We start from the raw sequence: 21844 nt of genomic DNA, 5'->3' as shown, positions 1-21844 counted from the left end.
ATCGTTTTTTGTCTCTTTGCACTGCCTCTCTTATAGTGCCCTGTTGATTATTGAGTCGAAGATGAGGGCGCTTAGAGCCCTCTATCACTGTTTCAGAGCTGCATCATAATCCTGCTTCCACTTGTTCCAAAAGATCATCAAAAGACACGACCTATGTCAAAACTTGAACAAAAATGCATTGACTCAATTGCATGTGTTATATTTAATTAATCGATTGATTATTTAAAGGAATGAAAAATGGAAGCAACGAAAACGCGCGGACGACCGAGCGACCCTCAAAAAATTGCCATGCAAAAAGTGAAGCTTCTGAAGGCAGCACAAGCGTTGCTCGATCATTACTCTTACAGTCAGATTACGATTAGAGACATTGCCGCTAAGGCAGAAGTAAACTCTGCGATGATTAAGTATTACTTTGAAAACAAAGAAGGTTTGTTTATCGAGTTACTGAATTACGTTGCGACGGAGCACTTTTCTGACCTGCATTTAGCTGCGAACGAAGACAGCCCCGTGTTAACTTTTATTAAGCGATTTTCAGGGCTATTACGTAAGAAACCAGGCTTTTGTCGCCTTCTAAGTGAAGAAGTATTGAATAACGATTCCGCATTGACTGACGTGTTTCTAACACAATTTCCTTGCCGAGTTGCACAGTTTCTGCCGGAGCTGATTCAACGAGAGACGGGCATTACAGATGAAGAAAAAGCGCGCCATGCTGCGTTTCATTTGAGTTCGACGTTAGTTGCGCCTTTTCTGTTAAGAACGGTTCGTATGAAAGCATGGGGAATCAGTGACGACGTTCTCGGTTCTGATGAGTGGGTGCATCAGGTTTACCAACATTTCTTATTTGGTTTTAGGGAAGAACATCATGAAAAAATGGAACTTTCGATCTAAACGTAACCTTCCAATCGCTGTTATTTGTGGCGTCATCGCTGTCGCTACGGTCTTTAAGCTTAAGCCGGATATGGAACATGTCGAGCTGGCAGGCCGAGGGCAAGACGCTCAATATATTCCTCTACAATCTTTTAGTGTACGGCCTGAAATCACCGGGTTTGGCCGTATTCAACCCAATATTAAATTTTCGTCATTGGCGGAAGTAAGTGGCAAGGTGGTGTACTTTCACCCCAAACTCGAAAAAGGGGAGTTGTTGCCAGAAGGAGTGGTGTTATTAAAAATCGACGATAGCACCTATCAATTACAAGTTGCACAAGGTGAAGCGGAGGTCGCTGCGGCAGAGATTAACCTTGCGGAGAAGAAAATCGCATTAAGCAATAACCTCAAAGACCTTGAACTTAGCAGGAAAAAGCTCGTGCTAGCGGAGTCTGAATATCGCCGGATTCAGGGGCTTTATAAAAGTAAGCATGTCTCTCCTTCAACTCTCGATCAGGCTAAGCAAAACCTACTGAGCAAACAACAAGCTCTTCAACAATACCAAAATAAAAAGACACTCTTGCCAATGGAAGTAAAAGCATTGGAAGCTCAGCTTGATGTTGCCCAGACCAATTTGAGCAAAAACAAACTGGATCTCGAAAACACGGTTGTCACTATGCCATTTATGGGACGAATACATTCGGTTTCGGTGGAAGAAGGGCAGTGGGTGTCAGTAGGAGCCTCACTGTTTAACGCCAGTGATATTCGTAAGGTGCAAATTAATGGGCAGTTTCCGTTAGCTCAATTCAAGCAATTTACAGGACTGCTCTCTTCGGAGTTTTCTCTTTCTCAATTGAATGAGCAGGGCATGCAAACCTTTATTGATGAATTAAATCTCTCGGCGCAAGTCAGTTTGTTGGGAGATGAAAACGTGATCTGGAAAGCGGACGTCGAGCGTTTTAGTGATGAGATAGACCCTCAAACTCAAACTGTGGGCGTCATCTTAAGTGTCAGTGAGAGTTACCGAACGATTGATATGGGTAATAGGCCGCCATTGTTAACTGGAATGCGGGCTAAAGTTGACCTTTTTGGCAAAGCTCAGCCGTTTGTTGTTATCCCTCGTCATCTGGTTCACAACAGTGATATTTTAGTCGCTGATGGTGAAATGGCTCTTAGCCGTATTCATCTGACGGCGCCGTTGGCGCAAAATAATGTGGTGTTGACTCAGAACTTCAGTCTAGTGAACCAAAAACTGATTACCTCTGACTTATTTCCGGCTATTGAAGGCAGCAAGGTCCAGATTCGGTTGGATCAGGTGATGAACGACCAGTTACAGACGTGGTTAGGAGGTGGTAAATGATTCGTTACTTTATCAACCACCCAACTGCCGCCAACATCATAATGCTGATTTGCATTGCGCTTGGTGTGGTCACACTTCCGCAAATTAAACGTGAAACCCTTCCAGAAATTAACGCATATACCGTGGATGTGAAGGTTCCTTATCCGGGAGCGACCTCTGAAACGGTGGTACAGAAGGTGTGTCTAACGCTCGAAAATGCCCTTGATGGCATTAGCTTTATGGAAGAGAAACATTGTAAAGCTCAGCAAAACGTCGGTGTCATGTCGGTAAAGATGCTTGAGCAAGGTGACTTTAAGCAATTTACCGACGATGTACGAGACGCCGTCAATACGATTGATAACTTTCCCGATGAAGTTGATCAGTGGACGATTAGCCAACGAGGTCGCACTCAAAATGTAGTGGCAGTGGCGATTTCAGCTGATATGGATAGGGTTGCTCTGAAACAACTGGCAGAGCAAGTAAAGCGTAAACTGCTTATACACCCTGATATCCCTTTAGTCGATATTAACGACTTCTCGACACATCAACTTAGGGTCTCCACATCGCTAGAAACGATGCGTCAGTACGGGTTTAGCTTGGACACGCTTGGACAACGTGTTGCGCAGCAAAATATCGAGTTGCCATTAGGGACTCTACAAACTGAACAGCAAGATATACAGATTCTGTTAAAGGATGAAAGACGTTCAATTGAGACACTTGCTGATGTCCCTGTGTTGAGCGGTGAGCAGGAAAATGATGTTTTACTGCGTCAAATAGCGGACATTCGGGATACATTCGATCTTGAAGAAAAGCAGATTCGTTTTAATGGTAAGCCAACGGCTTTACTTCAGGTCAGTAAAAATTCGGTAGAGGATAGTTTGACCGTGTTGAGTGCGGTCGAAGACGTATTGGATGAGCTACGCAAAACCTTACCGGAGTCGGTATCGCTCACGCTCACGAGTGACAATACCAGCATTGTAAAAGACCGGATTAATTTGCTGATCGACAATGCTTGGCAGGGGTTACTGTTAGTCTTTGTAGTTATGTGGGTATTCTTTTCATTCCGCCTCGCGTTTTGGGTGGTCATGGGGCTTCCTGTGTCATTCTTGGCCAGCTTTTTTGTCATGCAATACCTTGGGCTGTCGATCAACATGTTGTCTATGGTAGCGCTTCTTTTAGCTCTGGGGATTTTGATGGATGACTCAATTGTTATCGTCGAATCGGTAAGCCATATGCTCAACCAAGGGTTGGAATATAGAGAAGCCGTCTACAAAGGCGTGATGATGGTTTTCCCCGGTGTTTTGTCGTCTTTTTTGACCACCTTATGCATCTTTATCGGACTGGTCTTTATCGAAGGGAATTTGGGTCAAATTCTTAAAGTGATTCCCATTGTTTTGATTTCTGTATTGACAGTGTCGTTGATCGAAGCGTTTTTTATATTGCCACACCATCTTGCCCACAGTTTAAAAAAGAGCGAGAACCGTCAAACGTCTCGATTCCATACTTGGTTTGACACTAAGTTTACGGCGCTAAATGATCTATCTCATCGTATTATCATTCGATTGGTACGTGTTAGGTACATGGTATTAGGCCTGGTCGTAGCGAGCTTTATTTTCTCGGTGAGTATGCTGGCATCGGGGATTTTACAGTTTTCTGCTTTTCCAGATATTGATGGCGATGTACTCCAAGCTCGGCTGCTTATGCCAAGTGGAACCCCTTTTGCTCACACAAGGGACGCGGTAGCGCGCATCGAGTCAGCATTGGAAGAGACCAACCTGCTACTCAGTACAGATGAGAGCAGCGACCTAGTGAAGTCGGTTACGGTCACCTATGGGGAGAACCCCGATTACAGTGACGAAGGTGCAAACCTCGCGATGATCTCTGTTGACCTATTAGGTGCTGAACTGCGTAACACCAGCATTCAGCGTTTTGCGGATACGTGGAGAAAGCAAGTGGGGGACTTGCCTCATATGTTGACTTTGACCTTTAAAGAACCTCAATTAGGTCCCCAAGGACGCGCGATTGATATACGTTTGTATGGCGACGATAGTGAACTGCTAGCAAGCGCCGCTCGTGACCTAAAACACTGGTTAGCAGGTTACCCTGGTGTTCAAAATATTCTCGATGATATGCGCCCGGGGAAGGTTGAGTATTCGCTCTCGTTAAAACAGGGGGCTACTGCACTGGGAATTAGCTCGGGAATGATTGCAAACCAATTAAGGGCCGCTTTTCAAGGCAGTACTATGCTAGAAACCTACCGTGGTCTTGAGGATTTAGACATTACGGTGGAGCTGAGCGACGAGTCGAAAAATGATTTTTCAGACTTTGACAACTTTCCGATTATCCACCCAGAAACGAACAAGGCAATCCCGCTATCGGCGCTGGTGGATATTGAACAGACTCGCGGTCTTGCCGTCATTAATAGAATTAATAACCAAAAAACCGTCTCTGTCTTTGCGGATGTGGACGCGACGCACAATACCGCAAAAGCGGTGATAGGAGAGTTGAATCACACTTGGCTGGACCAGTTTTCTGAACGTTACCCGACCCTCACTTATACGATTGAAGGAGAGGTGAAAAACGCGACGATTACGCAAACATCGATGAAACGCGCCTTTATTCTCGGCATGATCGGTGTGTTCTTCCTGTTGTCGTTTCAATTCCATAGTTATGTTGAGCCGATTATTGTACTGGTGGCGATCCCCTTTACCCTGATTGGCGTGATATGGGGGCACTTCCTCATGGGGATTAATTTCTCTATGCCGTCGCTTATGGGGTTCATTTCGCTTGCTGGCATTGTCGTGAATGACTCCATACTGCTTGTACAGTTTGTGAAGAGTCACGTGAAAAAAGGTATGGCTGTGCATGATGCGGCGGCAAAGGCTAGCTACGAACGTTTCAGAGCTGTGTTACTGACCTCGATCACGACCATCGCAGGTATGACCCCACTGCTCTTTGAAACGAGCCTTCAGGCACAGATTATCATTCCTCTGGCAACGAGTATTGTGTTTGGCATTACTGCATCGACGATTCTTGTATTGTTTGTATTGCCATGTATCTACAGTATTCTAGAAGATTTAGGTGTGGCTAAGCCAGAAGCGGGCCATGTGGAAAGCGGCCATTCAGATTCTCATATTAAAGCTGGTCAGACCGGGATCAGTTAAGTTCAATTTGTCTTAGAGCCCCCTGTTTATGCGGATCGACAGTGTAAATTAATAGGGGGCAATCTAATCATTACTAATGCCTACGCTCAGACTATTTATCTTCAAAGTGAAGCCAGTGGACTTGTTTATACCTTCTCTAGGCGCTGAATTCATCGCTTCCTTAGTTTTTGCTGGAGTATTAGCAATGTTGTAAAACTCTTCTGATATTGTTAATTGAAATCAATGTTCTGATTTTTTTAAATAAGCTGTACTCGTTTCTAATCGTATTGATTTAAGTGATTGTTTTATCTGAAAAGAGTTGGTATTACCTTTTTGTATGTATGAAATTCAATTTTTAAAGAAAGCGTAAAATTGCATATTTTAAGTTGATATTACGCTTGCTTTGGTCAAACTCCTATAGTTTAATCACTTGATTAATTAATTGGATAGTTAAACAAATGATTAGTTAGTATCAGGGTGTAGAGCGAGGGATATGTTCTATGGGGAACCTTATTGGGCTCTAGGCTCTTCTGATCTACATGCTGAAGTTAGTGGGCTTATCCGTAGTTTCTCTAACGAAAAAGGAATAACAAGGAGGACACATATGGCGATGTTGATTGAAAAGTCGAATGAGCTTGAAGTGGTATTGCAGTCTATCCAGCAGATCAAGCAGGCAACTTCAGGGGCTTCGTTTAACGAGGTGCTTTTTAATAAATCGGTTGGTTCTATTACTAAAAAAGAAGTCGCTCTTCTGCGTGTAGAGAAAAAAACGTGGCATGTCGACTTCCAGTTAAACCTTTCTTTTCCACCTTCCTTACTCAGTGCATTTTTAAGTGTTGCTAAAGAGTTTAACTTCAATAGTGAAGCAGATATTAAAGCGTTAGGAAGGTCGCTTTGCTCAAATACTGATATTGATATTCAGGATCTAAATAATGCAGACTCTAAGTACTTTACAGTCGTTGCTGCTCGACGTACGTCTTCTCAATGTAACTGTCATTTAATAGAGTTAATTATGCCCTATTTACACAGTGCGTGTTCTGCCGCCTCTCGAATACAGAGGAAATCTAGTTCGCCTATTAATGTACTGACTTCACGTGAGCGAGAGGTATTAAACTGGATCTCATCAGGTAAGACGAATGGAGAAATTAGCATGATTCTTGGTATAAGCCCCAATACGGTTAAGAATCATGTCGCGAGTATATTAGGGAAACTCAATGCGCCGAATCGCTTGGCCGCCACAGCGCTTACTAGGTTGTAGTAGCATGAAAAAGAAAGCCCTTCGCATCATGCATATGAAGGGCTTTTTATTTCGTGTTTGTAGTAAGCAATGTCGAGTTATGAGTCGCTAAGACTGCGACTTTTCGCTTTTATATCGACCTTTTCTGGCACCAGAAATACACCCGATATAGCACGTAGATTAATCGGTTCATTGTTAGGAAGGGAGAACTCAAATCTATGCGCTAAATGAGTGAACAGGGTGTTAATGAGGAACTTACCGAAAAGCTCACCTAAGCAACGGCGCTGACCTATTCCGAATGGGAATGACTTTGCTTGCTGCTTTTTGCTAAAGGTGCCATCTGCTTCTAAGAAACGCTCAGGGATGAACTCATCAGGGTTTTCCCATAGGGCTTCGTCTCGGGTCATTCCGTAGTTGTTCACTATTAAAGGGGTTCCTTTTGCAACGAAGTAGCCGTCAATAAAGGTGTCTTTGCTAGCAGCGTAGTTAGAGGCTGGCATGGACGTGATTGAACAGTGACGAAGTACTTCAGCAATAAAAGCTTGCGTGTAGTGCAGGTCGCCTTTGTGACTTTGCTGTGGCGTTTCATTTTGGCCGATAACTTGATCAAGCTCTGCGTGTACTTGTTTTTGCTTTTCAGGGAAGCTCGCGAGATATAATAGCATCCAACGCAAAGCAAACGCGCCTACACCGCCTCCAGCTCCTGCGACCTGAGTAAGAGAGCCGATTATGATTTCCTTTTCGGTTGCGCCTACTTGTTGTTTAACGTCGTTAGGAATGTCGTCGCAGGCGTTTAGTAAGAAATCCGTTAAGTGGCGATATTGACCTTTGTTGTAGCACTCTTTCTCCTTAAGGACATTCATGGAAACATACGCGTCGAGTCCGTTAAGGTTTGAGGCAAACTTTTCTATTACGTCTCCATAATGAGCGTAGTAGCTTTCTTTGTTGTGTTCAGGCATGAGCTCATATCGCGTACTGTTGATAAAGCCTGCTGGCAACCAACTCAGACTTTTTTCATCGAAGACACTCTCCTCGAATTCACCGAAGCGACGGTCAAACATGACTCTGTGTAAGAAGCTGGCCAGCTTGATTGAAATGTCGCGATTTGGATCAAATACGGCTTGATCACCTTGGCTTTTCCAAGCGGCCTCGATGTCATCTATTTCTGTGACCAGCCACTGATCCATCGTATCCCAACGATCGCGGAAGTAGTCGCGCATTGCCGTTGCAAAGGTTTTTCTATGCAGGCTCCACAGCTCTCCTGCTTCTAATTCTAAGAAGTGCTTTTGTGGCGCAACCTGAAGAATCTCAAGATCCGCTCGAATGTTAAATACATCGCTTTGATTGACCAATGCTTCACGAACAGCGTTGTGATCATTTAACGCGATTAGTGTTGTTTTGCCTGTTTCCAAGGCGTATATAGCCCCGTATTTTTTTGCCATGTTGGTGATGGTGAGATGGAAATCTTCGTTCCACATCATGTCATGATTGTCTTGTGATCCAAGCTTGATTGTAGGAATCAACTTGGGAGCGGCATTCCTATTGGGCGAGTCTGTTACGTTGGCGTCTTCTTCATAGTATCTCATCGTATCTTTCCTGTGCGTGGGGTTGAGAGTTGGCTGGGTAGGTCTGATTAGGCTTTTGAAACCAGGCCATTGGAAATTTTTCAGTAATGAGGAAAATTTTCTTTCCACCTGAGTACACCGAGTAAGTGCGGAACAGTAATAAGGCTTCGCTACTAAGGTTGAAATGCCTCCCTAGCGTGCCTGCGCTTTCAAATCCCCATGCGTCAAGTTCTTTATAGGTTTCTACTCTGTATCTTTCCCATGCTCTGCCGATTGTTATTTTCGAATCGAGCAAGGCTCTAGAAAAGTTCACATTGAGGTTGTCGTGATAAACAATAGAGTTAGCGTATAAATAGCAAAAGCCGGATTTTTGACCCTTAAGTGAGACTATCCTCTTCTGCAGATATCGCTCGTCTTGCTGAAGGCTGGAGGTCTGCGATCGGCTATCAGGAGTTGGGCCTTCAAACAGCTTTTCTGCAATAATAGATTCACCGACGAGATTGCCTACCAGCTGTGTTAAGGTGCCGTCGCTTTCTAAAATCAGTCGCTGAAGCACCGAAAGGCTGTGTTCATTGTATTGGTCTAAATTGAGTTCTTTGTTTTGGTTGCTTTGTTTTTCGCTTGATATGACTATCATGGTACTAAGTCCTTTTGTCGAAAACTCGCTGCCTAAAAAGGCACATCAGCAGGCTACTTTTTTAACTCTCTTAAATTGTCCATGCTCAAAAAACTAAGTAGTTTTTGCATCGCTAATGCGCACTCGAAGTGAATGATTCGAGGCCAAGTGCTGATGTTTGGAAAGTTCACTAGGAAGTCGCGAGAGCTTTCCGACATGGGGTGTGGGCCTTCCAGTCGATACTGGGCGGCAAACTGCGGGTTGTGCAGTAATTTCACTCTTAGCAGCGGGTCTTTTAGAAGAGACGGTGTCTTCGGCATACAGCCAACTAGACGAGCCATTGAGTCCATGTAATGGCAATAATTAACCAGCGACGCCACATGCGGTGTAATGTGATATTCAGTTTCCCAGTGATTGGCATCTTCCATGATGACTTCTTTTTGTTTCTCAAGTGAAGGAAGAGATTTAACTCCACTGGCGAGCTGTGCAAGATAGCGGCTTTGCATTTCCGCTATAACGGGAATACCACCTTGTTGAGGTCTGACAAAACCCACGAACGCAAGGCTACTGCCTACACTCGGTATAAAGATTTGCTTGTATAAGTCCCTCATGCACTCAATTTTATGCTGAAGGAAAGGGAAAGAAAGTTTATAACCTGTGCAAAATACGATGGCATCAATTTCTTCGTGTGTACCATCTTTAAAAATAACCGTGTTGCCTTCAAAGCGTTCTATACCACCGATATTTGGTAATACTTTTCCTTCGGCGATAGGCTTAAACAGGCGCTCATTTTTGGTAACCGCCTGATGGATGGAAGGGCCGGATTTATGCAGCCATTCACCACGAATTCTTAAGTGTAGATTTCGGCTGTTCACGTATTTGTGAAAAATGTTTTTTGTGATTCCCCGGTGGTATGAGAAGGGGAGTTTGTTCACAATTCTGGAGGTCAACCAAGAGGTATCGATCGTGAAATAGGGGTCTTCCTGAAAGGCCATATAGCGCGGCGCGACGGCAGGATATCGGCGCAGTGACAGAATACACTTTTCTGCTACTTCTGATATTTCGGATGTAATATCAGCAGAACTTTCTCCAAGGCCAACGCACATGACGCGTTTGCCTTTAAACGCCATTTTGTCACGATAATCGTTAGAGTGAATGATGTCCCCCATAAAGTCCGACAAGCCTTCTAAATCGGGTGTTTTAGGTTCTTGGAAGTGGCCAGAGCAGACAACAACCATATCAAATTCAGACTCTGTTTCTTCTCCTGAGCCCGATTGAACTTTGACTGTCCATTTGTCCCCATTCTGCTCCGCGTTTACGACCTTATGGTTGTAGACAATGTGCTTTTCAATGTCGAAGTGAGCGAGGTAACGCTTTAGGTATTGCACATATTCCTGTTTCGACCAAAATTTCAGACTTTGCTCTGTGGGTAGGAAGTCGGAGTAGGCCATAAAATAATTGGAAATGGTTAGATGCAGATCTTCGTAGATTTTTTTAGCTGCGAACACGCCACCGAAGCTTTCTGCTTTTTCATAGCAGACAACATGATGGCCTTCATCTGTAAGCTGTTTAATTGCGGCGATTCCAGACAGGCCCGCGCCAATAATTGCGATACGTTTCTTCATAGTGATAATCTCCCTTTTTATTATCAGCCTACTCTGTCGTTGGTTAAGGTAGGCCGTGTCGACTTAGCTCATTTGGACTTTAAGCACTGACTTCTAGTGCGGCGAGGTCTTTGCGCGCGACTTTTCCGTTGCCGTTGCGAGGAAGCATAGGTAGAAAGTGCACAAAGTCTGGCAGCATGTATTTAGGTAAGTGGGCGGAGCAATGGAGCTTTATTTTGATGAGAGAAAGCGCACTGTCATCTTGCTGCACCAAATAGGCATGGAGTGCTTTATCCTCACCAAGTAGCACACAACATTCCTCAATGGCTGGGTGCTTTTCTATTGTCGTTTCGATTTCCCCAAGGTGAATGCGATAGCCTTTGACCTTTATCATATGGTCGTTTCGTCCTACATACATCAGCTCGCCTTTATCATTGAAATAACCAATGTCTCCTGTGTTATAAGCGTCTTCTGTTCGCGCAGTTTTACCCCAATAACCGGAGAAGACACTGGGGCCCTTTATCGTAATAAAGCCCTGCTCTCCGATAGCGACCTTTGTGCCGTTGTCATCAAGTAAAGAGAGGCTGTCGCCGCTACATACGTGCCCAATCGGTAACTTGTCAGGTACCTCGTTGGGTACTTTGTAGTAGGTGCTTACATTGGTTTCTGTCGGGCCGTAGAAGTTATAAAGTGCTTTGTGTGGGAATCGTTTTCGCAGTTCTTTTAGCTTTTTGATTGCGAAAGGTTCACCGGCAAAGATAACGGTGTGTAACGAACTGCAGCGTGTTTCGAGCTGCGGTTCTGCATCCATCATCAAGGACAGCGCGGTCGGCACGGAGTACCAGATACTGATCTGGTTTTTCTCAATAAAATCGACGAGTTGAGCCGGTACGTAACTCACCATCTCCGAGATAAGATAGACGCTGGCACCAGAACCAAGTGCAACATAGATATCGAAAACAGACAGGTCAAAGTGCCAAGGGGCATGATTTGAGAACCGGTCTTCTGGACGAGGCTCGACTTCCTCAATACTCCAATTAATGAAGGCGCAGGCGTTTAGGTGATTAATACAGACTCCTTTAGGCACACCTGTAGAACCTGAGGTATATAAAATGTACGCAAGATCTGTTTCGCTGTAAGTCACATCAAGATCAACATGCTCGCTTGATTGAGAGCGTACGTCTGACCAATTGGCAACATGACTCAAATTGGTATCAGAGTGAATATTTAAGTCGTCTAGACTTAGGTTGTCAGGAATGAGCAAAGGCAATTCACGGTGTTCGGAATCAATAAACTTTGCTAATTTTCCTTGTGATATTACGATTGCCGACATTTGGCAGTCCTTGATAATCGTACTGACTCGAGCAAGCGGGTTCATCGGATCAATAGGCACATAGCTTGCGTTTAAGCGACTGATAGCCAACATACAAGCGATCCCTCGGCAGGATTTTTCTAGCCATAAACCGACTCGATCACCTTCTTTAACACCAAGCAGCTGAAAGGTGCGAACGAGCTGGTTAGTGATGTTATTCAACTCTTTATAAGTCAAAGATTCAGTTGTATCGGAGACAGCGAGGTTGTCCTCTCCTGCTATCATGCCAGCAGAAAAAATATAATTGAGTCGTTTCATAGTAGCCCCAGCCTATTGCAGATTAACTCTCGTTGAATATCGGAGGTGCCAGAAAATAGAACAGATCCTAAAGCGTCTTTAATACTGTTATTCACTCGCCCTTCATCTAGGTAGCCTAATGCACCGTGTACCCTAATACTGTCTATACCGGATTGAACAAAGGCTTCACTGATGGCCAATTTGCTCATCGCAACGGCTTTGGTGTTGTCGACGTCTTGCGATTTTTGCCATGCTGCGTAATAGAGCATTAAACGAGCAGATTCCAGACGAACGCCCATATCCGCAATTCGGTGAGAAACGGCTTGAAATCGGCTAATTGTCTTATCGCCTTGCATACGCGTATTTGCGTACTCGATGCACTGGTTGAGGTCCCTTTGCATAGCACCGACAAAAATGGCAAACAGGCAGCAGCGCTCCCAATCCATAGAAGCCGCGAAGATCCTTGCTCCTTGTCCTTCTCTGCCAAGTGCGTAATCCTTGTGTATCGTACAATTGTCGAAGAAAACCTGATTAAGAGGTGCCGAGCGCAATCCCAGTTTGTGGTAATCGTTGCCGACAGAAATTCCTGGTGTATTTCGAGGTACTACGAACGCGGTTTGGCCTAGGTAGCCATGCTTTTTATTCGTTGTCGCATATACCACGTAATAGTCCGCAATACTGCCGTTTGTGACGTACGACTTACCGCCGTTGAGGACATAGTAGTCACCTTCTTTTTGGGCTGTTGTCGCAAGGTTTGATATATCGGAGCCCGCGGATGCTTCTGAAATAGCATTGGCTGCGATCTTTCTGCCAGTAGCAAGATCGGGTAAAAGTTGGTGTTTTAAGGTTTCGCTTCCGTGCTCTAATATAGGCATGCTGCAAGCGAAAGTGTGTGCAGCGCCAGCAAACAAAAGTCCTGTATCAGTGCAGCTTTGCCCCAACCCTTCTATGATTTTGATTGTGGTGAGTATGTCAAACCCCGAACCATCTTTAGCATACTTTTCTGGGATGGGAAGACCGAAGTAGCCGAAGTCACCAAGTGCGTTCCAGTTGTCGCGAGGGAAGCCGTTATCCTCTTGTAAGGGGGCGCTCAGCTCTTTACCGAAGCGTAAAGCGTGCTCAAAAAGTTCTGCTTGTTCGTGTGTCCATTCGAAATTCATGTTTGTCTCCTTCACTATTGGTTGAAAATCACCACAATGCCATCCGCAAAGATGACTAATGCGACAAACAGCTTTAGCCCAAATCCTTTGTTGTCATTATGACTGTGAGGCTCTTGCTGCTTTTTAACGCCTGCCATTCTTTTACCAAGCAGCGCGCCAGCACGACCGCCTAACAGCACACCCGGAGCAGTGAAGATAAGGTATTCCCAAACAATGCCGCCTTCGTAAATGTGAAATAGAAGACCGCTGATGGAGCAAATCGCCAGTACTGCGACGCCTGTAGCAACGCTTTTCACGATGCTTTGTTTTGCCCTAAATAGCAGCCATAGGGCGACCACTTCGCCAATGCCGATGGATGTCCAAGCGGTAATAAGGCCGCCGAGTAAGGCCCAAATACAGAACTCCACTAGACTGTGGTTCGGCTCGTCAAAGACCGTTTTATCTGTTTTACGGATGTAGATCATCTCGATAAACAAAGCCAGACTCACCACAATGGAGGCGTATCCGAAAATGTTATGGATTAGATGGCCTGGAGGCGTAAATAGGAAGGTGCCTATAAACATGCCGAGCACACCTGCTCCGGCGCCCAGTTTCAGAAAATGGAAGTCGATGACTTTTTTAGACCAGCCTAATGCACCTGACGACATACCAAATGCCTGCGTTGCGAGTGCCAGCTTTAATGCCTCGGCGGCACTTAAACTGTATGCAAACGAAAACAAAGGCAGAAAGATAAAACCGCCACCCACCGCGGTTGCGTTTGCGACTGCGGCACTGGCGAAAGCGATAAAAATGATAGGCCAGTTTTCTTGAAGCAACCAAGTTGGGTTGTCCATTACCCCAAATAACACTGCCAGCCATAGCGATGCGACAATTAGTACAAACCGAGTATTCACGTTTATTCTCCGACTTTGAAAAATACGACGACAGTGGTTCAAGCGCTGTCGTCGTGCCGAGCGTTACGACGCTATCTTCGTTTCCATTTGTTTGCGGTCATATTCTTTGATTGCATTGCTGAAAATGCTGGGTGCTTTCCAGCCTTCGCAATCGAAGCAGCAACCACCAAGTAAGCGAATAACTTCGTCTCGCAAGTCGGGGTTTTGCATCTGATAACCGAAGAAAATAGGATAAATCCAGAAATAACGAATCAGGTCTGCTGCAATCTGCTGGCCTTTGTTACTCCAATCACGGAACGCATAAAATGGAGTTTTCCAGTCACCCGTTTGAATGGACGTCGCGATCGCCTCAGCGGAACGGATCCCTTCTTTCATGCCAAATGACACACCGTAGGAGAAAATTGGATCAAGGAAGCGATGAGAATCGCCAATGCATAGCCAGCCATCACCAACGAAAGGCTCGATGCGATAGGAGAAGTCGGCCATAGACTGAGAGGCTTCTACTTGTTCTGCATTTTTGAAGCGACGTTTCAGTTCTGGACTGATGTTGTTCATTCCCCACTCGATTGCGGCTTCTGGAGAATTGCATTCTTTGTAATAAAGGTCTTTTGGAATAACAACACCAAGGCTGTCGGTAGTGGGGGAAATCGGAATAATCCAAGACCAGTGGTACTGTTTGGAATACAGAATCGTTGTGTTAGTGGAGAACGGAGGTAAATCTCTTTCGACATTTTCAAAGTGCGCGAATGATGCGATCTGTTGAGAGAAGAACTCCACCTTACGTTTACCCGCTACGCCCTTACGAGAGAGAAACGTGGTTTGGCCACTGGCATCGACCAGCACTTTTGAGTTGACGTTTTGGCTGCCCGCGGCGGTTTTATAGGTAGCACCGACGACTTTCTCACCGTCTCTAAGTACATCAGTTACCATCCCTGTTTGATATTCTACACCGTGCTCTAATGCTTTTTCTTTGAGCATCTTGTCGAAACTGCTTCGGCGTACTTGCCAAGTCTTGGCCAGAATCGGAATGAAAAACTCGTTTTTAGATAAGCTGCCGATAACGTTAACCCCCAATTTATTGGGAAACTCAGCTTCTTCCATTTTGTCGTATAGGCCGAGGTCAGTAATGATTTGGCCTGCATTCCCGGTTAATGACTCTCCGATGTGAAAGCGGGGGAATTCGTCCTTCTCGATACAAAGAACGGATAAACCTTTTTTTCGACATTCGATGCCGCACAAACTGCCTGCTGGACCACTACCAATGATAACCACATCGTAATTTGCGTTAGTATTCATGCCATGCTCGCTTCTTGATTGTTCGTTTGACTTGCCATGTTTTGCTTTTGATTGATCTTCATTAAGAAGTCCTCAACGACCCAGATAAATTCTTCAGGACGTTCTGAGGCTGAGAAGTGACCGCATCGAGACAGACGGACTACCGACGCGTCTTCCATGCTTTCAGCGGCTTTTTCACTCCATTCAGGGGGAACGATTTGATCGTGATTACCGGCAATAAAAAGCGTTGGAACCGTAATGCCATCAAAGATATGGCTTATGCGCTCTTTTGCGTGAGTGTCTAGGAAATTATGGTAGGCGGGGCGAGATAAGACTTCGTTTAGTAAGTTGTTTAAGTCTGGTGTGAGTTTCGGCGGGTTATAGTAAGCCGCTTCCAAAAACTCCTCAGGCTTTTTAGACATGGCTTTGAGTCCTTGCCACCAACCTTCAACATCTTCAACAAGGCCAAAGCCTGTGATGACCAAGGCTTTAACTTTTTCTGGGAACCGGCGAGCAACCTCGGCGGCGACCATGCTCCCAGCCGAATTTGCAATCAATACCCACTCTTGCTCTTCAATCGTTTCAAGATATTGAAGGGTGTTGTTTACATGATCTTTAAACGAAGGGTTGTCTTTATTGCTTTGTGTTAAACCGAATCCAGCCAGATCCAGCGCGACTGCATTGTGTCGATTCTGAACGGAACGTAACAACGGTGACCATGAGGTAGAAGGGTTGCCAAGGGCTGGCAACATGACCCATAAAGGACCGTTTCCTTTGACGCGAAGAGCGTGCTGCGTGAGCCCACCACCGACCTCAACCATCTGACTTTCTATGTTGTAGGTTTCTTGTAACTTAACTAGGCGAGCCAGCTCTGACACGTTCTCTTGCTGAGGCATAGCCTCTGCGGTTTCGTCTTTGCTTAACTGGTTAATGAGCGCGGCGAGTGTAGCGACATTTTCAAAATGCTCTGGATTGATTTCATGTTCTGGAATCTTCACTCCGTACTGTTGATCTATGTGTGCTAGAAGCAAAACCATAGACAATGAATCTAGAATCCCCAGTTCCAGTAGAGGGGTGTTCTGATCAAGGTCATCTGCAGCACCTTCTAGTAAATCATTGTTTATAAAGTGAATTAATTTTTCAATCATGGTGACGTCCTAATTATCGTGAGCGAATTTTCATGCTTTCGCTGTACTACTTCGCGACAGCACTGATCTCTAAATTAAGAAGTTTGTGACGTACTCTCAATGGCTCAATTGGGCTATCACTCCACACCAGTAGAGCTAGAGTTTTTTGGGAAAGGGGTTAAATAGGACTAGTAAAAAATGTGCATAGGCTGCATGAGCTATGGTTCAAAAAATAAAACTTCCTATTGTATTAACACTGATCAAAGGAATAGGGAGGATGAAATGACCGATTCAATGAACACCTTAGTAACCCCGCTGCAAAGGAGTGATGCTCCTCAATTAGAGCCTGTATTTCGCGGAATGGAACAAAATTTGGGCTTTTTACCGAATGGCATATTAACAATGGGAAAAAACCCAGATTTAGCGGTAGCGTTTGGTGGTTTGTTCAAATGTATCGATGCATTCAAACATATTCCGACAGAGCTCAAATGGGCGATTGCAATGATCAGTAGCTCAGCTGCGGGCTGCATGTATTGCAAAAGTCATTTCTCTCATATTGCGACCCGAACACACGTCAATCGAAATAAAGTAATGGCGGCCTTTGAATTTCAAACAAGTGATTTTTACAACGAAGCGGAACGGGCTGCACTGGCATTTGCGTTTGCTAATAGCACGTCGCCAGCGCACCTCGACAAAGAGCACTTTGACGAACTCGCCCGATATTACAGCGAAGAGGCGGCTATAGAAATCGCTGCAATTATCGCAATTTGCGGTTTTCTAAATCGCTGGAATGCTGCTATGGATAGTCAGATAGAAGCCGCTCCTAGAGCGACGTTAGATGAGATTGAAAAACAGAACTAAATGCCCGTTTAAGGAGTGAATTATGCCAGATATTACCTTTATCCAACATGATGGTAGCCGTCAGACTGTTTTTGCGAAAGCTGGGGTTACTATTATGCAGGCCGCGATGGAAAATATGGTGGAAGGGCTCGAAGCTGAGTGTGGCGGTTCCGGCAGTTGTGCAACCTGCCATTGTTACCTGAGTTTGGGTTGGCATCAAAAAGTACAGGCTCCAGACAGTAATGAAGAGCAAATGCTCGAAATGGTTATTGAGCCGAAAGAAGGCAGCCGTTTAAGTTGTCAGGTGAAAGTGACCGACGCACATGATGGACTTATCGTTCATTTGCCTGAATGTCAGTATTAAAGGAGTGAGTTATGAAGCAGCGCTGTGTGATTGTTGGTGGAGGGCATGCGGGTGCTCAGGTGAGTACCAGTTTAAGAAAGCTCGGTTGGGAAGGAAAAATTACTGTGTTCACAAACGAATATAGTTTCCCATATCACCGCCCACCGCTGTCGAAGAGTTTTTTACTTGGTAACACGACGGAGCATGAGCTACTAATTCGCCCAGAAATAGCATACGCGAAAGATGATATAGATGTTCTTATTAATCAAGAGGTTAGGGATATTTACCCTGAGCGTCATAGTCTGGTTATGCAGGATGGTTCTAATATTCACTACGATAAACTCGTGCTGTGCATGGGGAGTAAAATGCGACGTTTGGATGTGCTTGGATCGGATCTGCGAGGTATTTTTTACATCAAGACGATACGCGATATTCGTATGTTGAGTGAATACCTTGAGGGTGGGCAGAAAAACATTGTGATGGTAGGTGGTGGATATGTGTCTTTGGAAACAGCCGCCGTATTAAGAAAAATGGGGCACTTAGTGACTATTTTGGTTCGTAGTAACCGAATACTAAATGGCTCAACTTCTGCCCCTGTCTCAGATTTTCTCCTAGAACAGCATACTCGCAATGGCGTCAATATAGTGACTCAGAAAAGTGTGAGTCATTTTGTAGAAGACAGCGACAGTGCAGAACATAAGATGCGCCAAGTGATTTGTACGGATGGATCTCGTTATGGCGCGGACCTTGTTGTTATCGGCGTTGGATCTGATGCCGATAGTGAACTGGCACGGAAAGCGGGGTTAGATGTAACTGATGGCATTGTCGTCGACCAATATGGCCGCACCAGTCAAGAAGATATCTTTGCTGCAGGAGATTGTACTTCTCAATTGCAAAGCAACGGCATTGCTATGCAAATTGCCTCTGTACCGAATGCACTAGAACAAGCGAAAAGTGTTGCATCGACAATCTGTGGTAAGCCGAAAAGCTCGAATGCAGTGCAATGGTTCTGGTCTGACCAATATGAGAACAAACTACAAATGGCTGGCCTGAATCATGGCCATGATCAAACCGTTTTACGCGAGAAAAGCCACGATCAATTTAGTCTATGGTATTTACGCGACGGTAGAGTCATTGCTTCAGAATGCATTAATTCCCCAGCAGACTTTATGCTATCTAAAAGAATGATCGCCGCGAAGACCTGTGTGCCTTCTCACGTGTTAGCCGATGTAAGCTGTTCTCTGAATGAGTATGCCAAACCCGTTAAACGGATGAGTGAAGCTTGAGCGTATAACGGCTTTGGCTTTTTTATTTTCGATGTTTGGCTATGTTATCTCGACGGTTTTCTTTTCCCTGCAGGCTTTGCTGCACTGCGCCCTGCGGGTGCCCGGCCTTTACCATCGGTTCCTGTTTTACCCTTTGGTGCGGGTTTGCCAGAGTGACGATTGCCTTGTGGTTTTGGCTTTCGTTATTTGCTTAGCCTGGGGGGACCTATTTTATCACGAAAGTGATTCGCTCTAGCATGGGCGTGATATTTCATGTGCCAATGGGACTGGACGTGTCTAACGATACCTTGCCAGACTGTTTCTCCAAAATCGGTTGCTTGGGTATGCAAGGCGAACCGTTAAGCTCGCCGGATTTTAAAGCGTGTGATTGCTATATATTCGGCAACGAAGCTCGGGGAGTGCGAGAGGTAAACTTGATGCTTTGAAGGCGCAGCCATTTTTCATTCGAGGTGTGGAGCTCATTGACTCTTTGGACTTAGCGACAGTGCTAAAAATGGATTATTTAATAGTAAGCTTTTTCTCTAGAGCGTGTTGATTTTTGAGGTATGAAAAATAAGCAGCAAGAGGAGCAGTTATAATGGTTTCGCCAAAAGTCAAAGTAACCGCTTCAAATGTGGCTACCCATGTGGGTTGATTGAATTATGTACATAAAAGATCAACACGCTCTAGTAGAAGCCTTATAAACATAGTAATTAGTGTTTTCATTTGTTTTTAACGAAGATAGATTTATTAGCTATTTATCCTGAGGCATTCCTAAAATATATATAAAAATATTAGCTAGATGAAGGGTGATTATGACACTTGGCGATCAATAATTTCGCCAAAAACAACTTACCACCAAAGCCATGAACGCGACCTCTATATTGAACAAAACCCTTCTCATTGCCAGCCCCAATATGCATAAAATTCGACGTAAACCGCTATCCGCTAGCGTATTGAGCTTAGCGTAAGGAAGTCTTTGTATTTTGACCAGTATCGGTCGTTGTATTCAATCAAAAGCCTACGAGAAGCATCGTATTAAGCGATCAGATATTTACTTTCTAATCAAAATCTACGCAGGGAGTTTATCTCTCTTTACGCTTATATCTGTAAGCTCTTTGTGATTCAAATACGGCCTATTATCAATGTGGATTGGTCAGGCTTGGATGCTCGAGGGCAGCACTTTTTGATTCGTGCGGGTACTGCTTTGAAGGTCGGTCTAGTATTCTATACGAAGAAGTTCATGATAGCTCAACGAAAGAAAAACCGAAGACACATCGACAGTTTCTGAATATGCTAAAAGCCTTACTCCCAACCAAGACAAAACCTATTATTGTGACGGATGCTGGTTTTAAGACGTCTTGGTTGGAAGAAGTTGTAAAACAAGGCCAAGACTACACCGGACGCGTCAGAAGGCCTTGAAAGTACTATGATTACTCACTTCAAGCTTGGCGATGCATATCCACTTTGTTTTCAAAAGCGAACCAACGTCTTCAACCCTTAGAATTAACGCACCGTCAATCAAACCTAATCAATTTATGCCTTATAAAAGCTTCCTCAAAGAGCATCACTCTGTGAATCAAAAAGGAAAAAGGCGAGCCTCATCGTCCTTACTTACTGTCGCAAGAGATCTTTGGTAACTTTAATTTAGAGTTGAATTTAAATATTTAATTCGTTATATTTCGCTACCATAAGGAATAGAAGGTTATTTAATCTTCGATGAAGTTTATTGCCTTCTATGGATTGCTGGCGAAGCATGAATAATATTATCAAATACTTTTTTTCTCAAGAGTTAGGGCTTTCTGCTGAACAGGCTGATTACTTAGCGTGTTTATTCTCTAAAAGCTGTCTTCCAAAAGGGAAGTTAGTGGTCGGAGAAGGAGAACGCTGGAATAAAGCGATGTTTATTGACTCTGGCTTATTACGATTTTTTTATTCTACTGGTGAAGGAAAAGAATACAATAAGGGATTTTTCTTTGATCAGGATTTTATTTGGCCTGTTACGCCGTCAGCGCAGAGTGAGCCTTCCCTATTTAGTATTGAAACACTATCATCTACCGTAGTTTATATGTCTGATTTTCATGAATTAAGGTCACATTTAAAAGTGCTTGGTGCTTGGGAAGCATTTGCTCTTCCTTATGTAGAAAAGCTGGTGGAGCAAAAATTTAAACGTGAGTACGATTTTTTAGTTCTTGACGCTCAAACTAGGTTTTATCAATTAACTCAGCGTTTTGGTGAACGCATTGATAAAATCCCCGATTATCATTTAGCTTCTTATCTAGGTATAACCAATGTGGCGCTCTCTCGAATCAGGAAGCGGCTCACTGCTCAGGATGTTTGGCTTACTAATTGATCGTTTAATATTCAGTTTTTATATTATGATAGATCCTGAATTTAAGTTCGACACTTTTCATTTCAAGCCGCTAAGCACATCTCTTTAAATACGGCCGCTGGCTGCTTGAACCCTAAACACTTTTTCGGACGGTAGTTTATTTTTCTTCTGTCACACTTCTTAAATCAATACCTTTAGGCACATATTGCCTAGAAGAGCGTTACTATTTTTTATTGGCTTTACGCTCCCAAGAACTCTATGGGTGAGCAAAATATATCTTTGCATCTAATACTTCAATTATCTCTGCGTGATACGCAAACTTTCGACCGATTGTATGGATGTGGTTTTTAAATGGCTTCAATAGCTCTATCTTAGCTTAACTCACATCTTTGGCTGACTTTGAAGTCACTTTCTTTATTAGGTAAAAACGTGTTTTCCTTTTTAATAAGGTAGTAATAGAACTCCATATATACCTAAAACAGTGTCTATCTCCGTAAGCGCAAATCGAACCCCATCTCCCAATAAGCTCATCCAGCAGGCAGCCTTTTGCTTCTTTTACCCAAGGAGCAAACCATGGCAACCTACCGCAAGTACAACTGCCCCGAGCTATTTGACGACTTTGCGTAATCTGA

The 21844-nt window shown here is 44.2% G+C and carries 17 protein-coding genes and 1 pseudogene; 9 read left to right on the top strand and 9 right to left on the bottom strand.

Annotated features, from left to right (window positions below; genetic code table 11):
• The first annotated feature begins 237 nt into the window (after positions 1–237).
• The 4 genes from MARME_RS21705 to MARME_RS21700 all read left to right on the top strand — a co-directional run bounded on the left by MARME_RS21705 (position 238) and on the right by MARME_RS21700 (position 6604).
• Complete coding sequence (locus MARME_RS21705) at positions 238–888, top strand: TetR/AcrR family transcriptional regulator (protein ID WP_013663201.1); 651 nt, start codon at positions 238–240, stop codon at positions 886–888.
• Positions 863–2224, top strand: a complete 1362-nt coding sequence (locus MARME_RS20590; protein WP_013663200.1) for an efflux RND transporter periplasmic adaptor subunit — start codon at positions 863–865, stop codon at positions 2222–2224. Before MARME_RS21705 ends, MARME_RS20590 begins: the two co-directional genes overlap by 26 nt.
• Complete coding sequence (locus MARME_RS20585; protein WP_013663199.1) at positions 2221–5367, top strand: efflux RND transporter permease subunit; 3147 nt, start codon at positions 2221–2223, stop codon at positions 5365–5367. Before MARME_RS20590 ends, MARME_RS20585 begins: the two co-directional genes overlap by 4 nt.
• 583 nt (positions 5368–5950) lie before the next feature.
• Positions 5951–6604, top strand: a complete 654-nt coding sequence (locus tag MARME_RS21700; RefSeq protein WP_049787798.1) for a response regulator transcription factor — start codon at positions 5951–5953, stop codon at positions 6602–6604.
• Positions 6605–6681: 77 nt separating this feature from the next.
• Here the strand turns inward: MARME_RS21700 and MARME_RS20575 are convergent, their stop codons facing one another.
• The 8 genes from MARME_RS20575 to MARME_RS20540 all read right to left on the bottom strand — a co-directional run bounded on the left by MARME_RS20575 (position 6682) and on the right by MARME_RS20540 (position 16453).
• A complete protein-coding gene (locus MARME_RS20575; RefSeq protein ID WP_013663197.1) occupies positions 6682–8169 on the bottom strand; it encodes a cytochrome P450 in 1488 nt (495 codons plus the stop codon).
• On the bottom strand, positions 8156–8785 hold the full coding sequence (locus MARME_RS20570) for a chorismate--pyruvate lyase family protein (protein WP_013663196.1): 630 nt from the start codon (positions 8783–8785) through the stop codon (positions 8156–8158). The genes MARME_RS20575 and MARME_RS20570 overlap by 14 nt, the downstream gene beginning before the upstream one ends.
• Before the next feature lie 53 nt (positions 8786–8838).
• Positions 8839–10389, bottom strand: a complete 1551-nt coding sequence (locus tag MARME_RS20565) for a flavin-containing monooxygenase (protein ID WP_013663195.1) — start codon at positions 10387–10389, stop codon at positions 8839–8841.
• A gap of 79 nt (positions 10390–10468) precedes the next feature.
• Entirely contained in the window at positions 10469–11998 is a 1530-nt protein-coding gene (locus tag MARME_RS20560; protein WP_013663194.1) for an amino acid adenylation domain-containing protein, read from the bottom strand.
• Positions 11995–13137, bottom strand: a complete 1143-nt coding sequence (locus tag MARME_RS20555; protein ID WP_013663193.1) for an acyl-CoA dehydrogenase family protein — start codon at positions 13135–13137, stop codon at positions 11995–11997. The genes MARME_RS20560 and MARME_RS20555 overlap by 4 nt, the downstream gene beginning before the upstream one ends.
• Before the next feature lie 14 nt (positions 13138–13151).
• Positions 13152–14030, bottom strand: coding sequence for a sulfite exporter TauE/SafE family protein (locus MARME_RS20550; RefSeq protein WP_013663192.1), 879 nt, complete (start codon positions 14028–14030; stop codon positions 13152–13154).
• 63 nt (positions 14031–14093) lie between these two features.
• Entirely contained in the window at positions 14094–15326 is a 1233-nt protein-coding gene (locus tag MARME_RS20545) for an NAD(P)/FAD-dependent oxidoreductase (RefSeq protein ID WP_013663191.1), read from the bottom strand.
• Positions 15323–16453 (bottom strand): alpha/beta fold hydrolase, encoded by a 1131-nt coding sequence (locus MARME_RS20540; protein ID WP_013663190.1) that lies wholly within the window; start codon positions 16451–16453, stop codon positions 15323–15325. The genes MARME_RS20545 and MARME_RS20540 overlap by 4 nt, the downstream gene beginning before the upstream one ends.
• 261 nt (positions 16454–16714) lie before the next feature.
• Here MARME_RS20540 and MARME_RS20535 point away from each other — a divergent pair, with 261 nt between their 5' ends.
• From MARME_RS20535 to MARME_RS20515, 5 genes are all read left to right on the top strand, one after another.
• Complete coding sequence (locus MARME_RS20535; RefSeq protein WP_013663189.1) at positions 16715–17293, top strand: carboxymuconolactone decarboxylase family protein; 579 nt, start codon at positions 16715–16717, stop codon at positions 17291–17293.
• Between the two features lie 22 nt (positions 17294–17315).
• Positions 17316–17636, top strand: coding sequence for a 2Fe-2S iron-sulfur cluster-binding protein (locus tag MARME_RS20530; RefSeq protein WP_013663188.1), 321 nt, complete (start codon positions 17316–17318; stop codon positions 17634–17636).
• 11 nt (positions 17637–17647) lie between these two features.
• Positions 17648–18901, top strand: coding sequence for an NAD(P)/FAD-dependent oxidoreductase (locus MARME_RS20525; RefSeq protein WP_013663187.1), 1254 nt, complete (start codon positions 17648–17650; stop codon positions 18899–18901).
• 236 nt (positions 18902–19137) lie between these two features.
• Positions 19138–19326: an RNA methyltransferase gene (locus MARME_RS22355; protein ID WP_190273413.1), complete on the top strand. Its 189-nt coding sequence runs from the start codon at positions 19138–19140 to the stop codon at positions 19324–19326.
• Positions 19327–20636: 1310 nt separating this feature from the next.
• The gene (locus MARME_RS20515; RefSeq protein ID WP_013663186.1) at positions 20637–21233 is read left to right on the top strand and encodes a Crp/Fnr family transcriptional regulator; all 597 of its coding nucleotides are present in this window, start codon (positions 20637–20639) and stop codon (positions 21231–21233) included.
• Positions 21234–21295: 62 nt separating this feature from the next.
• Here MARME_RS20515 and MARME_RS22625 read toward each other — a convergent pair.
• Positions 21296–21719: pseudogene (locus MARME_RS22625) on the bottom strand (IS30 family transposase); the annotation flags it as partial.
• Positions 21720–21844: the final 125 nt, after the last annotated feature.

It is taken from the genome of Marinomonas mediterranea MMB-1 (genome assembly GCF_000192865.1).
In the GTDB taxonomy this organism is placed as follows: Bacteria; Pseudomonadota; Gammaproteobacteria; order Pseudomonadales; family Marinomonadaceae; genus Marinomonas; species Marinomonas mediterranea.
The sequence above is the reverse complement of the archived record's forward strand: the minus strand, read 5'-3'. Positions and strand labels throughout refer to the sequence as shown.

Bases quoted from the DNA above. Each gene is read 5' to 3' on its own strand.
- MARME_RS20535 (WP_013663189.1), top strand. From the start codon at position 16,715: ATGACCGATTCAATGAACACCTTAGTAACCCCGCTGCAAAGGAGTGAT.
- MARME_RS21705 (WP_013663201.1), top strand. From the start codon at position 238: ATGGAAGCAACGAAAACGCGCGGACGACCGAGCGACCCTCAAAAAATT.
- MARME_RS20530 (WP_013663188.1), top strand. From the start codon at position 17,316: ATGCCAGATATTACCTTTATCCAACATGATGGTAGCCGTCAGACTGTT.
- MARME_RS20525 (WP_013663187.1), top strand. From the start codon at position 17,648: ATGAAGCAGCGCTGTGTGATTGTTGGTGGAGGGCATGCGGGTGCTCAG.
- MARME_RS20545 (WP_013663191.1), bottom strand. From the start codon at position 15,326: ATGAATACTAACGCAAATTACGATGTGGTTATCATTGGTAGTGGTCCA.
- MARME_RS20585 (WP_013663199.1), top strand. From the start codon at position 2,221: ATGATTCGTTACTTTATCAACCACCCAACTGCCGCCAACATCATAATG.
- MARME_RS20575 (WP_013663197.1), bottom strand. From the start codon at position 8,169: ATGAGATACTATGAAGAAGACGCCAACGTAACAGACTCGCCCAATAGG.
- MARME_RS20590 (WP_013663200.1), top strand. From the start codon at position 863: ATGAAAAAATGGAACTTTCGATCTAAACGTAACCTTCCAATCGCTGTT.
- MARME_RS20560 (WP_013663194.1), bottom strand. From the start codon at position 11,998: ATGAAACGACTCAATTATATTTTTTCTGCTGGCATGATAGCAGGAGAG.
- MARME_RS20570 (WP_013663196.1), bottom strand. From the start codon at position 8,785: ATGATAGTCATATCAAGCGAAAAACAAAGCAACCAAAACAAAGAACTC.
- MARME_RS20565 (WP_013663195.1), bottom strand. From the start codon at position 10,389: ATGAAGAAACGTATCGCAATTATTGGCGCGGGCCTGTCTGGAATCGCC.
- MARME_RS22355 (WP_190273413.1), top strand. From the start codon at position 19,138: ATGGGCGTGATATTTCATGTGCCAATGGGACTGGACGTGTCTAACGAT.
- MARME_RS21700 (WP_049787798.1), top strand. From the start codon at position 5,951: ATGGCGATGTTGATTGAAAAGTCGAATGAGCTTGAAGTGGTATTGCAG.
- MARME_RS20540 (WP_013663190.1), bottom strand. From the start codon at position 16,453: ATGATTGAAAAATTAATTCACTTTATAAACAATGATTTACTAGAAGGT.
- MARME_RS20515 (WP_013663186.1), top strand. From the start codon at position 20,637: ATGAATAATATTATCAAATACTTTTTTTCTCAAGAGTTAGGGCTTTCT.
- MARME_RS20555 (WP_013663193.1), bottom strand. From the start codon at position 13,137: ATGAATTTCGAATGGACACACGAACAAGCAGAACTTTTTGAGCACGCT.